This window comes from Burkholderia sp. Ax-1724 (genome assembly GCF_011752995.1).
Lineage (GTDB): Bacteria > Pseudomonadota > Gammaproteobacteria > Burkholderiales > Burkholderiaceae > Paraburkholderia.
Window position 1 is genome coordinate 62,551 of the sequence record NZ_VWWL01000025.1, and the last position, 13,777, is coordinate 76,327.

A 13,777-nucleotide genomic window follows, 5' to 3' on the forward strand; every position below is an offset into this window, starting at 1 on the left:
CTACGCGACATAGAGCCGAAAAGCCGCCGCGTCACTCGGCATCGGGTTGCGCACCCGGTGCCGCGCGCGCAAACGCATCGAGCTGCATCGCGTGATCGTAGATGCGCTGGATCGTCGGAAACTTCGCCGTGTCGACCTTGAAGCGGTGCGCGTTGAACACCTGCGGAATCAGACAGGCATCGGCGAGCGTCGGCGTGTCGCCGAAACACAGCGTGCCGGTACGCGCGTCGCCCGCCAGATGCGTCTCCAGCGTCGCGAAGCCCGCGTCGATCCAGTGCCGGTACCACGCGTCTTTCGCATCGTCGTCGACGCACAGCGTGTGCTTCAGATAGCGCAGCACGCGCAGATTGTTCAGCGGATGAATCTCGCACGCGACCTGTAGCGCCACCGAGCGCACATACGCGCGATCGACGGGCGTCTTCGGCAGCAGCGGCGGCTCGGGATGCGTCTCCTCCAGATACTCGATGATCGCGAGCGACTGCGGCAACACGTCGTTGCCGTCGACGAGCGTCGGCACGATACCGTCCGGATTGACTTTGCGGTATTCGGGCTTCAGTTGCTCGCCGCCGTCGCGCACGAGGTGCACGGGCACGTAGTCGTACGGCAGGTTCTTCACGTTCAGCGCAATACGCACGCGATACGCCGCCGAGCTACGGAAATAGCTATAGAGCTTCATGTTGTCTGTCTCCTCCAACCTGCCCGCGAATCGTCAGACGACGCGCACGCTGAACTCGCCGAGCCCGTCCACGCCGCCCTTCATCAGATCGCCCTGTACCACCGCGCCGACGCCCTCGGGCGTACCGGTGAAAATCAGGTCGCCCGGCTGCAACTCGAACAGCGTCGACAGATACGCCACCGTCTCGCCGACCGACCAGATCAGCTGCGACACGTCCGAGCGCTGCTTGTCCTCGCCGTTCACCGACAGCCAGATCGCGCCCTTGCCGATATGGCCGACCTTCGAAGCCGAATGGATCGGGCCGAGCGGCGCCGAATGATCGAAGCCCTTCGCGGTATCCCACGGACGGCCCAGCTTCTTCGCCTCGCCTTGCAGATCGCGGCGCGTCATGTCGAGGCCGAGCGCGTAGCCGTACACGTGATCGAGCGCGCTTTCGACGGGGATGTCCTTGCCGCTCCTGCCGATCGCCGCGACCATTTCCATTTCGAAGTGGACGTTCTTCGTTTGCGACGGATACGGAAATTCGCCGGTCACGCCTGGTGCGACATAGACGACGGCATCGGCCGGCTTCGAGAAGAAGAACGGCGGCTCGCGGTCCGGGTCATGCCCCATCTCGCGCGCGTGCGCCTCGTAATTGCGCCCCACGCAGTAGATGCGCCGCACCGCGAACTGCTCGCCCGACCCGACGACCGGCACCGCGACCTGCGGTGCCGGTGCAAATACGTAACTCATCCCGTTCTCCGTTTTCCGATTGGCTTACGATCCGCGCCGCCGACGCGGCGAGAAGCATCGAGTGTAACGCGCGGCACGGGCCAATGCGTCCAGGCGCGAGCGCCGAGGCACGGGCTCGGCGCCCCGTTCTTTCTCGCGCGAGCCCCATAGATGCGATACTCATACCGAATAGCATCCTTTGAATCAGCTGGCGACCCGCTCCAGTGCGACGCGCCACGCCGCCCGCCCCCTTACCCGATGACCGCCCCGACCGACACCGCTACCGCCGCCCCCTTCCCCTGCGCCCGCTTCATCAAGGAAATCGGCCGTGGCCCGAACGGCGCCCGCGCGCTGAGCGCCGACGACACCCGCGAACTCTACGCCGCGATGCTCGACGGCCGCGTGGCCGAACTCGAACTCGGCGCGGTGCTGCTCGCGTATCGCGTGAAAGGCGAGAGCGCCGACGAACTCGCCGCGATGCTGGCCGCCGCGCATGCGTCGTTCGAGCCGGTGCAATTGCCGCACGGCGCATATCGGCCCGTGTCGATCCCATCCTACAACGGCGCGCGCAAGCAGCCGAACCTCGTGCCGCTGCTCGCGCTGCTGCTCGCGCGCGAAGGTGTGCCGGTGCTCGTGCACGGCGTCACTGAAGATCCGGGCCGCGTGACGAGCGCCGAAATCTTCGCGGAGCTGCGGATTCCGCACGCGCAATCACTCGCCGAGATCGAAGACGGTCTCGCCGAGCGCCGCCTCGCATTTGCCTCGATCGACGTGCTCGCGCCGAAACTCGCGCATCTGCTCGCGCTGCGCCGGCGCATGGGCGTGCGCAATTCGACGCATACGCTCGTGAAAATCCTGCAGCCGTTCGCGCCCGCGGGGCTGCGCCTCGTCAACTACACGCATCCGCCATATCGCGACAGTCTCACGCAGCTGTTCAACTCGCATCCCGACGCTGCGCTCGGCGGCGCCCTGCTCGCGCGCGGCACCGAGGGCGAGGCGGTCGCGGATACGCGGCGCCAGGTGCAGGTCGACTGGCTGCACGACGGCATCTGCGAAACGCGTCTGCCGCACGAGCGTTCGTCGCCCGACGCGCCCGAAGTCGAATTGCCCGAAGCGCGCGACGCCGTCACCACGGCCGAGTGGATCGACGCAGTGCTGCGCGGCGAAGCGCCGGTGCCTGGCGCGATCGAGCGACAGGTCGAGCTGATCGTCGAGATCGCGAAAACGGCGCGCTGAAACTCGCCGAAACGTGGCAATCGCGCGCGAGGTCTGCGACGCCGTCGCGCAGACATGGCGGCCCACGCTCGCCGACAAGATGATCGTCAACCTGCCGGCGAGCGTCGAGGCGGCCACGCCGAACGTGTTCGCCGACCAGATCGAGTGGATGCACCGCAATCTCGGCTATCGCGACAGCATCGTGCTGTCGGTGCATCCGCACAACGACCGCGGCACCGCGATCGCCGCAGCGGAACTCGCGCTGCTCGCGGGCGCGGATCGCATCGAAGGCTGCCTGTTCGGCAATGGCGAGCGCACGGGCAATGTCGATCTCGTGCCGCTCGCGATGAATCTCGACGCGCAAGGCATCGATAGCGAACTCGATTTTTCCGATCTCGCGGCGATCCGGCGAGTGGTGGAGCGTTGCACGCGGATTCCGGTGCCGACACGGCATCCGTATGCGGGCGACGTGACGATGCGGATCGCCGGGGCAAGGAGCGGCGCGAACGGCGCCGCTACCGGTAATGGCAATGGCAACGACAACGCGACCGAGCGCGACGAGGCCGGCGAATGCGTCGCGGCCTGAAGCCGGGTCTCAAGCTGAGTGTGTCGTGAAAGAAGCGGAGTGAATCCGCAGCAGCAGAGCGCGTATCCCGTGCTTCGCTGTGGCCGCCGACGCGCTCACGAGGCGCATACCGCAAGCCGAGCCGGACCCGACGTGCATCCGACCCGAAGCCCACGCGAGTCCGCGGCATGAGTCCATGCGCGAATCAGACGCAAACCCAGCGCGCCCGCAAAACCTGCAAGCCGCTCGCCACATCATGCGAACAAGACGGACGTCGCCGAAAAACGCGTCACTCGATCGCGCAGCGCGTCGCCTGCCAGGCGATCAAACGCCACTGCCCATCTTCCTGCGTATGGATCGCCGTATAGGCAATCGGAAACAGCAGCGCGCCGTTGTTCGCTTCCATCTCGATCAGCGCGCGGCCCGTGACGACATACGTTTCGCGCCCGGCCGGCAGCACGTCCTGCGACTGCACCTCGATCTGCCGATAACGGCGGCGCCCCCCCGTAATCCCGTCGATGAACTGCCGCTTCGTCTCGCGTTTGCCGTTCGTGTGGACATAGCTCACGTTGTCCGCGAGCAGCGTGTCGAGCGACTGCCCGTCGCCGTCGACCATCGCACGAAAGCGCTCCCGCTCGAGCCCGCGAATCGCTTCGATCATCTTTGCCACCATTGCAGCCCCTTGCACACCGTAGGCCAAAGGCGGCCACGGTCGTCAGAAGTTATATTGCAAATATAGCTGGCTGAAATTTATACCAGGATTCGGCTCTTTGATACCGCCGTTGGAAATATGCTGGAAGCGGTAGCCCGCAACATATTGCTGATGCGTGCCGAATTGCAGCCCGACGCCCGCCATGTCGGCGAACTGAAACGCGCTGGAAAGCGTGAGGTCGGAAGAAATGCGGGGACTCGTCAGCAGCCGCACGCCGGCGCCCACCTCGACGAACGGCCGCACCGGGCCCGACATCTTGATGAAGCGGATCACAGGCGTCACGCCAACCTCCCCGATGTCGCCATGAACGTTGCCTTCGTTGGTGTGCCACCACGCGACGTGCGCCTCGCCGATCAACGCGAAGTGCCAGTCGCCGACCTGCCACCACGTCCAGTCCGGATCCCACACCATGCCCAGATCGAGCTTCTTGATGTGATGGTCGCCCACCCCGGCCGCCACCTGCACCCCGAACGGGTCGGCGAGCGCCGTACCCGCCGCCGACATCAGCAGCGCGGCCAGCGTGCCTTTTAGAGTAAACCCACGCAAAACAGTGTTTTTGTTCTTCACCTTGCACCCGCACTCACGAGCATTGAAACGATGCGTAACCGTCTGCTTATTCTAAATAAAAACTTAAGAGCGCGGATCGTATGAATAATTGTCTAAATTCGCAATTATTTACTGATAAATAGGAAAATATCAGTCGATTATGAGAACCAAGGCTATTGGGTCGGTAACTTCTACGTTCTCTGAACGACAGCGAAATAGGCTGTCTAATAGCTATTAGATAACGAATCTCAATAGGATTTCCGGGAACTCAGATGCCCCTACAGCCTCTAAGTATTAGCACTCGACAGATCAGAGTGCTAACATCCATCGCTGGAGTCCATCACTGAACACGCTATTGTCTGATTCCAAAGGAGTTTCACACGTGAGCCATGCAATGACCCTTCCGAGTACTCTGAGCCCGTCGTCGGCTAAGGCCGCTCCGGCAGGTGCACTGGCGCTCTCGCATTCCTCGCTGCTGCCCGGCCAACTGGGCAACATCGACGCCTACATCCAGGCCGTCAACCGCATTCCGATGCTGACGCCGACGGAAGAACGCCAGTTCGCCACCGAGTTTCGCGAGCACGACAACCTCGAATCGGCGCGTCGCCTCGTGCTGTCGCACCTACGCCTCGTCGTGTCGATCGCGCGCAACTACCTCGGTTACGGGTTGCCGCACGCCGACCTGATCCAGGAAGGCAACATCGGGCTGATGAAAGCCGTCAAGCGCTTCGACCCGGAGCAGAACGTGCGCCTCGTGTCGTACGCGATGCACTGGATCAAGGCCGAGATCCACGAATACATCCTGCGCAACTGGCGCATGGTGAAGGTCGCCACCACCAAGGCGCAGCGCAAGCTGTTCTTCAACCTTCGCAGCCACAAGCAGGGCCTCGGCGCGTTCACGCCGGACGAGATCGAAGGTCTCGCCAAGGAACTGAACGTGAAGCGCGAAGAAGTCGCGGAAATGGAAACGCGTCTGTCGGGCGGCGACATTGCGCTCGAAGGCCAGGTTGAAGACGGCGAAGAGTCGTACGCGCCGATCGCGTATCTCGCCGACTCGCACAGCGAGCCGACCGCCGTGCTGGCTTCGCGTCAGCGCGACCGGCTGCAAAGCGACGGCATCGCGAGCGCGCTCGAAGCACTCGATCCGCGCAGCCGTCGCATCATCGAGGCGCGCTGGCTGAAGGTCGAGGACGACGGCTCGGGCGGCTCGACGCTGCACGAACTGGCCGACGAATTCGGCGTATCGGCCGAGCGTATCCGCCAGATCGAAGCGAGCGCGATGAAGAAGATGCGCGGCGCACTCGCCGAATACACGTAAAGCCCGCCACGCCGCCGGCTGCGGCCAATACAGCCGATACAGGCTGATACAGCAGCCGGCGCCTCGCACGGGAATCACTTGCTAGTTCAAGCCCCGCCCTCGCAAGACGGCGGGGCTTTTTTCATCCTCACGCGTTCGCTCTCGCGGCGCGCCCATGCCCGCCGATTCACGATCGTGAACACTCACCGGCCGCCACGGCTTCCTTGACGTATCGCAAGTCAGATAGCAATACTGCTCAGACGCGGCGAGCTTCGCGACTCGATGCCGCACGGCCCAATTCAAGCGCGCGAGGTTCGGCTCCTACAATCGGCATGCATTCGCCAGATCTCCCGACGGCCCGGGCGGACTGGTCCAGCCGGGTTCACCGGCATGAAGTCGTCTTCGACCGAACATGACCCTAGCCCTCAATCGCCACAGCACACGCCGCTCACGCTGGCGCACCCGGTTCACCCGGTGGGTGCGCGGCCCGACACTGGCACGCGATATCGCCATCATCCTCGCCATCAAATTCGTCCTGCTGATGGCGCTCAAGTTCACCTTTTTCAATCATCCGCAGGCGCAGCACATGATGCTGCCGCCCGAGCAAGTCGCGCAGGCGCTGCTGTCGGTGCCTGTCCCGCATCCGTCCCGAGGTGATCAACATGCCCGTTAGCGAAGTCGTAGAACTATCGCGTCTTCAGTTCGCCATCACGGCGCTCTATCACTTTCTGTTCGTGCCGCTCACGCTCGGCCTCGCGTGGCTGCTCGTCATCATGGAGTCCGTCTACGTGATGACCGGCAAGCCGATCTACAAGGACATGACACAGTTCTGGGGCAAGCTCTTCGGCATCAACTTCGCGATGGGCGTCGCCACCGGTCTCACGCTCGAATTCCAGTTCGGCACCAACTGGGCGTACTACTCGCATTACGTCGGCGATATTTTCGGCGTGCCGCTCGCCGTCGAAGGGCTGATGGCGTTCTTCCTCGAATCGACCTTCGTCGGCCTGTTCTTCTTCGGCTGGAGCCGGCTCTCGAAGGTGCAGCACCTGATCGTCACGTTCTGCGTCGCGCTCGGCTCGAACCTCTCGGCGCTGTGGATTCTGATCGCCAATGGCTGGATGAACAATCCGGTCGGCGCGAAGTTCAACTACCAGACGATGCGCATGGAGCTCGACAGCATCTTCGCGGTGATCTTCAACCCGGTCGCGCAGGTCAAGTTCGTGCACACGGTATCGGCCGGTTACGTGACCGCGTCGATGTTCGTGCTCGGCGTGTCGTCGTGGTATCTGCTCAAGCGCCGCGACACCGAGTTCGCGCTGCGCTCGTTCGCGATCGCCGCCGGCTTCGGCCTCGCCTCGGCCTTGTGCGTGATCGTGCTCGGCGACGAATCGGGCTACCGCACCGGCGAAGTCCAGCAGGTCAAGCTCGCCGCCATCGAATCCGAATGGGAAACCGCGCCCGCGCCGGCACCGTTCACGATCTTCGGGATTCCGAACCAGCGCGAACAGCGCACCGATTACGCGATCCGCGTGCCGTACGCGCTCGGCATCATCGCGACGCGTTCGCTCGACGAGCCCGTGGTCGGCCTGCGCGACCTGATTGCGGAAAACGAAGGCCGCATCAAAAGCGGCATGCTGGCCTTCGCAGCGCTGCAAAAGCTCAAGGGCGGCGACGCGACCGACGCAGCGCGCGCCGCCTTCGAAGCGCACAAGGCCGATCTCGGCTACGGCCTGCTGCTCAAGCAGTTCACGCCGAACGTAACCGATGCGACGCCCGAGCAGATCTCCGCGGCGGCGCAGCGCACGATCCCGCCGGTCCTGCCACTGTTCTTCTCGTTTCGCCTGATGGTCGGCCTCGGTCTGCTGTTCCTCGCGACCTTCGTGCTCGCGTTCTGGTTCTGCGCGCAACGCACGCTGCTGCTGGAGAAGCGCCGCTGGTTCCTGCGCTGGGCCGTGTGGGCGATTCCGCTGCCGTGGCTCGCCGCCGAACTCGGCTGGATCGTCGCCGAAATGGGCCGCCAGCCGTGGAGCATCGCCGGCATCCTGCCGACCAATCTCGCCGCGTCGAGCCTGACGCCGCGCGATCTGTATCTGAGCATCGGCGGCTTCGTGCTGTTCTACACGGTGCTGTTCGTCATCGAGATCATGCTGATGTTCAAGTACGCGCGGCTTGGTCCGTCGTCGCTGCACACGGGCCGCTATCACCACGAGATCGCGCAGCCGGCCGCCCAGCCGCTGTCGCCGAATACGGCCGCGTGACGCGCCGCCGCCACTCCGTTCGAGAGGAATCGACACCATGGATTACGCAACGCTCAAACTGATCTGGTGGGCATTGATAGGCGTACTGCTGATCGGCTTCGCGCTCACCGACGGCTTCGATATGGGCGCGGCGATCCTGCTGCCGTTCATCGCGAAGACGGACGCCGAGCGGCGCATCGTCGTCAACACGGTCGGCGCAACGTGGGAAGGCAATCAGGTCTGGCTCGTCACCGCGGGCGGCGCGATGTTCGCGGCATGGCCGCTCGCTTATGCGGCGTCGTTCTCCGGCTTCTACTTCGCGATGCTGCTCGTGCTGTTCGCGCTGTTCTTCCGGCCGGTCGGCTTCGACTATCGCGGCAAGCGCGACGACCCGCGCTGGCGCAACGCGTGGGACTGGGGCCTGTTCATCGGCGGCCTCGTGCCGGCGCTCGTGTTCGGCGTCGCGTTCGGCAATCTGCTGCAAGGCGTGCCGTTCTCGTTCGACAACGACCTGCGCGTCACCTATCACGGCAGTTTCTTCGGCCTGCTCAATCCGTTCGCCTTGCTGACAGGCCTTGTCAGCGTGTCGATGCTGACCGCGCACGGCGCGGCGTTCGTGAAGTGGAAATCAGATGGCGTGATCCACGAGCGCGCGTCGAAGGCGCTGCGGCTCGCAGCGGTGTGCGCGGTCGTGCTGTTCATGGTGGCGGGCGCGTTCGTCGCGACGATGATCGGCGGCTATCAGATCGTCGACGCGCCGCCGCTCGACGCGGTCGCCAATCCGCTGCTGAAGACCGTGATCGGCGCACCAGGCCTGTGGCTCACCAACTACGCGCTGTATCCGTGGATGGTGGCCGCGCCCGTGGCGGGTCTCGTCGGCGGCATTCTGGCGGTGCTGCTCGCGCGTTCGCGCTTCGAGGCGAGCGCGTTTCTGTCGACCGCGCTGATGGTCGTCGGCGTGATCCTGACGGCAGGCTTCTCGATGTTCCCGTTCATCATGCCGTCCTCGCTCGACGGCCGCAGCAGCCTGACGCTATGGGATTCGACGTCGAGCCGCCTGACGCTCGAAATCATGCTGGTCGCCGTCATCATTTTCCTGCCGATCATCCTGCTGTACACGAGCTGGGTGTATCGCGTGATGCGTGGCAAGGTGACCGCGGCGGCCATCAAGGAAAACAGCCATTCGATGTATTGAACGGCACGACGTTTTGCGAGTCCGGTAGCATCCAGCGGTTAACGCAAGAGCGGCACCTTGAAAACAAGGTGCCGCTCTTTTTATTCACAGCCAACCGCTGCGAACCGGGGCATGGCTCACGCCAGTACCGGCTCTGCGCCGGCGCCCGCGCCGCCGCCTGGCGACAGTCGCGTCGCGAGCTTCTGCGCATAACGCGGCGCAGCCTCGCCGACCACGACATGGAACGTATCGGTCGCCACCCACGCGGTATCGAGCGAAGCGAGGCGCTGACGATCGACCGCCGACGGATCGCGCACGACGACCCGCAGACGCGTGGCCGCGACCGCATCGAGCGACACTATGTTGCCCGCGCCGCCGAACACGGCGAGCCAGCGCAGCGGATCGGGATCGAGCGGACCGCCCTGCGCGTGCTGAGCCACAGGTTGCGGCGCGGATTGCACGCTCCGCGCGGCAACCGCCGTCGGCGCAACAGCAGCAGCCACGGCAACCGGCGCAGCCCCGACCTCATCGCCGCCACCCTGCGCAATCACCGTGCGGATTTCATCGGCGATGATGTCCGCTTCCGGTCCGATGATGACCTGCACATTGGTCGCGCCGCGCTTGAGCACGCCGCGCGCGCCGATCGTCTTCAGCTCGCTCTCGGACACCTTCGCCGCATCGACCACCGACAGACGCAGACGCGTCGTGCACGCATCCACGACCGACAGATTCGCCGCGCCGCCGAGCGCCGCGATATAGCGTCGCGCACGCGGCACGGCCGCACCGGCGATCGGCGCGACGAAGCCGCCGGCCGTGAACGAATCGGCCTGCTCTTCGGCACCGGCCGGCTCGCGGCCCGGCGTTGCCATGTTGAACTTGCGGATGAAGAAGCGGAACAGCCCGTAGTACAGCACCGAGTACACGATGCCGATCGGAATCGCCCACCAGCCCCGCGTCGACAGCCCGTAGTTCAGCACGTAATCGATAAAGCCCGCCGAGAACGTGAAGCCGAGGTGAATGCCGAGCGCCGAGCAGATCGCGAGCGAAATCCCGGTCAGCAGCGCGTGGATCGCGTAGAGCACCGGCGCGAGGAACATGAAGCTGAATTCGATCGGCTCGGTCACGCCGGTCAGGAACGACGTGAGGCCCATCGAGAACAGCAGGCCGAACACCATCGCGCGGCGCTCTTTCGGCGCTTCGTGATACATCGCGAGACACGCGGCCGGCAGGCCGAACATCATCACCGGGAAGAAGCCCGTCATGAAGGTGCCCGCGGTCGGATCGCCGGCGAAGAAGCGGTGCAGGTCGCCCGTGACCGGCGCGCCGCCCGCCGGCGTGAACGTGCCGAACACGAACCACGTCAGCGAATTGAGGATGTGATGCAGGCCCGTGACGAGCAGCAGACGGTTCAGCACGCCGAACACGAAGGCGCCGAGCGCGCCCGCCGTGGTGAGCCAGTGGCCGGCCACGTCGATCGCGTTCTGCACCGGCTGCCACACGTAGCCGAACACGATGCCGAGTATCAGGCAGACCACCCCCGTGACGATCGGCACGAAGCGTTTGCCGCCGAAGAACGCGAGGTAATCGGGCAGCTTGATGTCCTTGTAGCGGTTGTACAGGAAACCGGCCACGAGACCCGCGACGATCCCCGACAGCACACCCATGTTGAGCTTGTCGTTGATGTCCTTCATCACCGCGATCTGCACCAGATAGCCGATCGCGCCCGCGAGGCCCGCGACGCCGTTGTTGTCTTTCGCGAAACCGACCGCCACGCCGATCGCAAACAGCAGCGGCAGGTTGCTGAAAATCGCGTCGCCCGCGTCGGCGATCATCTTGATGTTGAACACGTCGGGCTGGCCGAGGCGCAGCAGCAGGCCGGCGACCGGCAGCACCGCGATCGGCAGCATCAGCGCGCGTCCGAGGCGCTGAATCTTCAGAAACGGATTTCCATCCATGGGTATCTCCTGTCCTTGTCTCGTAACTGGACGTTGTGGTTAGGTTGTGTGGCGATAGGTGAGGATTGCGCCGGCCCGCGCCGCGAAGCACGGACCACGCGGCTTCAGTCGAGCGGCCAGGTGGCGCGGCTCGCGGCTCTGACGGCCTGCGCCGATTCGAGCGCGAGCGCATCCTGGGCGCGCTGACGGCACAACGGATAATCGAGCGTGCGCACGCGCGCCTTGATGCCCGGCACCGATACCGGATCGACCGACAGCTCGGTCACGCCGAGACCGACGAGCAGCGGCATCGCGAGCGGATCGCCCGCCAGCGCGCCGCACACGCCGACCCATTTGCCGTGCTTGTCCGCGCCCGCGACGGTCGCCGCGATCAGGCGCAGCACGGCCGGGTGCAGGCCATCGGCCTGAGCCGCGAGATCGGGCTGGCAGCGGTCCATCGCGAGCGTGTACTGCGTCAGATCGTTGGTGCCGATCGAGAGGAAATCGGCGTGCTGCGCGAGTTGATCGGCGAGCAATGCCGCCGACGGCACTTCGATCATTACGCCCACTTCGATCGCTTCCGTGCGGCCGGCCTCGCGCGCCAGCTCGTCGATGCGCTTGCGGATGCCGATCAGTTCGCTCGCGTCGGTGACCATCGGCAGCAGGATGCGCACGGCGCCGAGCGGGCGCACCGCGAGCAGGCCGCGCAACTGGGCGTCGAGCAGATCGGGGCGCACCTGCGCGAGGCGCACGCCGCGCAGGCCGAGCGCGGGGTTCGGCTCGGGCGGCAGCGTCAGATAGTCGACTTCCTTGTCGGCGCCGACGTCGAGCGTGCGAATGATCGCGGTGCGGCCGCCCAACGCGTCGGCAATCGCCTGGTAGCTCTGACGATGCTCGTCGGCACTCGGTGCGGCCGGACGGTGGATAAACAGCAGCTCGGTGCGCAACAGCCCGACCGCATCGGCGCCGTTGTCGACGGCAGCCTTGGCGTCGTCGAGCGTCGCGATGTTGGCGGCCACTTCGATCGCCCGGCCGTCGGACGTCGCCGCGGCCTGCTGCGAGGTCCGGCGATTCGCTTCGCGCACGTCGGCGAGACGGCTGCGCTCGCGGCGCGCGCGTTCGACGTCGAGTTCGGTCGGTGCGAATTCGAGGCGCCCCGTGCTCGCATTGACGACGACCTGGGTGCCCTCGGGAATCGCATGCAACGCATCGCCGATCGCGACCAGCGCCGGAATGCCGGCCTGGCGCGCGAGAATCGCCGCGTGCGAGGTGGCGCCGCCGCGCGCCATCACGAGCGCGGTCACGCGCGTGCGATCGAGCGAGGACAGATCCGACGGCGTGAATTCGTCCGCGGCGAGCACCGCTTCAGCGGGCAGCGTGCGCGCCGCCGCGCTCGTATAACCGAGCGCGCGCAGCACGCGCTTTTCGATGTCGCGCAGATCGGCGGCACGTTCGGCAAGCAGCGCGTCCTCGACCTTGCTCAGGACATCGATCTGTGCGCGGATCGCCTCGCGCCACGCGAATCCGGCGCTCTTGCCGAGGCTGATCAGATCGCGCGCGGCATCGAGCAGCGTCGGGTCTTCGAGCAGCACGCGGTGCACCGCGAAAATCCCCGCTTCGCCGACCGCACCGCGCTGCGACGCATCGCGCACGGTCGTGTCGAGATCGGCGTCGACGCTCGCGATCGCCTTGTCGAGCAGACGGCTTTCCGCCGCCGACGTGCCGCTCGCCTGTTCCGGCGGATCGAGGTCCGCGTCGTCCCAGCGCACGAGCTGGCCGACCGCGACGCCCGGCGCCGCGCACACGCCCGCGAGCGTGTTCGGCGCGAGCGGCTCGCCCGCGGCCCGCACCGCTGCGGCCGCCACGGACACAGCAGCGGGTGCCGGTGTAGCCTGGCGCGCCGGCTTCTGTTCGACTTCGCCGTGCGCTTCGCGCGTCAGTTCGTGAGCGACGGCATCGACCGCCGCCTGCGCTTGCGGACCGACGCCGAGCAATTCGACCGTCGCACCTTCGCCGGCGCCGAGGCCGAGCAGGCCGACCACGCTTTCGATCGCCGCCTTGCGGCCTTCGTAACGCACCTCGACACGCGCATCGAAACCGCGCGCCGCTTCGCGCGCTCGCGCGGCCGGCCGCGCATGCAGACCGCCCGCGTGCGTCAGCGTGATCTGGCGACGTGCTTCGGTCTCGACCTGGGCGGCGCTCGCCTCGCGCACGGCCTCGGTGTTCACGCCGTCGCGCGCGCGCAGCACCAGCAGCGGCGTTTCGCCGGCCTTCACCGGGCCTGCCGGCGCGCGCTCGATCACCTCGAACGCATCCGAATTGGCGATCGCGATCACCGAGACGAGGCTCGGCGCATTGAGCGCGATCTGGTCCTGATCGAACTCGATCAGCACGTCGCCGGCGTGCACGTGCGCGCCCTGCTCGACCATCGGCGCAAACCCCTTGCCGTTCAGCCCGACCGTATCGATGCCGATATGCAGCAGAATTTCCGCGCCCTCGGCGCTCGCGAGCGTGACCGCGTGGCCGGTGCGCGCGAGATGCGTGACGACGCCGTCGCACGGCGCGACCAGGCGACCTTCCAGCGGATCGATGCCGATGCCGTCACCGAACATGCCGCCCGAAAACACCGGGTCCGGCACGTTCTCAAGCGGCACGACCGGACCGGTCAGCGGTGCGAGCAAAACAATGTGATCTTCGGAATGACTCATGA

General features: G+C 65.7%; 11 protein-coding genes and 1 pseudogene. 6 read left to right on the forward strand and 6 right to left on the reverse strand.

The features are described from left to right. Nucleotides 1–31: 31 nt before the first annotated feature. Entirely contained in the window at nt 32–676 is a 645-nt protein-coding gene (maiA, locus tag F3J19_RS26480) for a maleylacetoacetate isomerase (protein WP_167048370.1), read from the reverse strand. Between the two features lie 33 nt (nt 677–709). After that, on the reverse strand, nt 710–1,408 hold the full coding sequence (locus F3J19_RS26485) for a fumarylacetoacetate hydrolase family protein (protein ID WP_167048372.1): 699 nt from the start codon (nt 1,406–1,408) through the stop codon (nt 710–712). 237 nt (nt 1,409–1,645) lie between these two features. Here F3J19_RS26485 and ybiB point away from each other — a divergent pair, with 237 nt between their 5' ends. Continuing rightward, complete coding sequence (ybiB, locus tag F3J19_RS26490; RefSeq protein WP_167048374.1) at nt 1,646–2,623, forward strand: DNA-binding protein YbiB; 978 nt, start codon at nt 1,646–1,648, stop codon at nt 2,621–2,623. A 13-nt stretch (nt 2,624–2,636) separates the two neighbouring features. Continuing rightward, a pseudogene (locus F3J19_RS26495) lies at nt 2,637–3,110 on the forward strand (hypothetical protein); the annotation flags it as partial. 346 nt (nt 3,111–3,456) lie between these two features. On the opposite strand, the gene F3J19_RS26500 reads toward F3J19_RS26495, so the two are convergent. Together F3J19_RS26500 and F3J19_RS26505 are read right to left on the reverse strand one after the other, a co-directional pair. Next, the gene (locus F3J19_RS26500) at nt 3,457–3,840 is read right to left on the reverse strand and encodes a nuclear transport factor 2 family protein (RefSeq protein WP_167048376.1); all 384 of its coding nucleotides are present in this window, start codon (nt 3,838–3,840) and stop codon (nt 3,457–3,459) included. Nucleotides 3,841–3,882: 42 nt separating this feature from the next. Continuing rightward, nucleotides 3,883–4,446 carry an acyloxyacyl hydrolase gene (locus F3J19_RS26505; protein ID WP_206000689.1) on the reverse strand — a complete coding sequence of 188 codons (564 nt, stop codon included), beginning with the start codon at nt 4,444–4,446 and terminating at the stop codon, nt 3,883–3,885. A gap of 361 nt (nt 4,447–4,807) precedes the next feature. Here F3J19_RS26505 and rpoH point away from each other — a divergent pair, with 361 nt between their 5' ends. The 4 genes from rpoH (at nt 4,808) to cydB (ending at nt 9,154) form a co-directional block, all read left to right on the forward strand. Next, on the forward strand, nt 4,808–5,743 hold the full coding sequence (gene rpoH / locus F3J19_RS26510; protein ID WP_167048378.1) for an RNA polymerase sigma factor RpoH: 936 nt from the start codon (nt 4,808–4,810) through the stop codon (nt 5,741–5,743). Between the two features lie 391 nt (nt 5,744–6,134). Continuing rightward, the gene (gene cydP / locus F3J19_RS26515) at nt 6,135–6,395 is read left to right on the forward strand and encodes a cytochrome oxidase putative small subunit CydP (protein WP_167048380.1); all 261 of its coding nucleotides are present in this window, start codon (nt 6,135–6,137) and stop codon (nt 6,393–6,395) included. Further along, nucleotides 6,385–7,980: a cytochrome ubiquinol oxidase subunit I gene (locus F3J19_RS26520; RefSeq protein ID WP_167048382.1), complete on the forward strand. Its 1,596-nt coding sequence runs from the start codon at nt 6,385–6,387 to the stop codon at nt 7,978–7,980. The genes cydP and F3J19_RS26520 overlap by 11 nt, the downstream gene beginning before the upstream one ends. Before the next feature lie 37 nt (nt 7,981–8,017). After that, on the forward strand, nt 8,018–9,154 hold the full coding sequence (cydB, locus tag F3J19_RS26525) for a cytochrome d ubiquinol oxidase subunit II (RefSeq protein WP_167048384.1): 1,137 nt from the start codon (nt 8,018–8,020) through the stop codon (nt 9,152–9,154). A gap of 116 nt (nt 9,155–9,270) precedes the next feature. On the opposite strand, the gene nagE is transcribed toward cydB, so the two are convergent. Together nagE and ptsP are read right to left on the reverse strand one after the other, a co-directional pair. Next, nucleotides 9,271–11,088, reverse strand: coding sequence for an N-acetylglucosamine-specific PTS transporter subunit IIBC (gene nagE, locus F3J19_RS26530; protein ID WP_167048386.1), 1,818 nt, complete (start codon nt 11,086–11,088; stop codon nt 9,271–9,273). Between the two features lie 104 nt (nt 11,089–11,192). Then, entirely contained in the window at nt 11,193–13,775 is a 2,583-nt protein-coding gene (gene ptsP / locus F3J19_RS26535) for a phosphoenolpyruvate--protein phosphotransferase (protein ID WP_167048388.1), read from the reverse strand. Between the last annotated feature and the right edge of the window lie 2 nt (nt 13,776–13,777).

Coding starts and splice junctions, on each gene's coding strand:
- maiA (WP_167048370.1), bottom strand. CDS start 676: ATGAAGCTCTATAGCTATTTCCGTAGCTCGGCGGCGTATCGCGTGCGT.
- F3J19_RS26485 (WP_167048372.1), bottom strand. CDS start 1,408: ATGAGTTACGTATTTGCACCGGCACCGCAGGTCGCGGTGCCGGTCGTC.
- ybiB (WP_167048374.1), top strand. CDS start 1,646: ATGACCGCCCCGACCGACACCGCTACCGCCGCCCCCTTCCCCTGCGCC.
- F3J19_RS26500 (WP_167048376.1), bottom strand. CDS start 3,840: ATGGTGGCAAAGATGATCGAAGCGATTCGCGGGCTCGAGCGGGAGCGC.
- cydP (WP_167048380.1), top strand. CDS start 6,135: ATGACCCTAGCCCTCAATCGCCACAGCACACGCCGCTCACGCTGGCGC.
- F3J19_RS26520 (WP_167048382.1), top strand. CDS start 6,385: ATGCCCGTTAGCGAAGTCGTAGAACTATCGCGTCTTCAGTTCGCCATC.
- cydB (WP_167048384.1), top strand. CDS start 8,018: ATGGATTACGCAACGCTCAAACTGATCTGGTGGGCATTGATAGGCGTA.
- nagE (WP_167048386.1), bottom strand. CDS start 11,088: ATGGATGGAAATCCGTTTCTGAAGATTCAGCGCCTCGGACGCGCGCTG.
- ptsP (WP_167048388.1), bottom strand. CDS start 13,775: ATGAGTCATTCCGAAGATCACATTGTTTTGCTCGCACCGCTGACCGGT.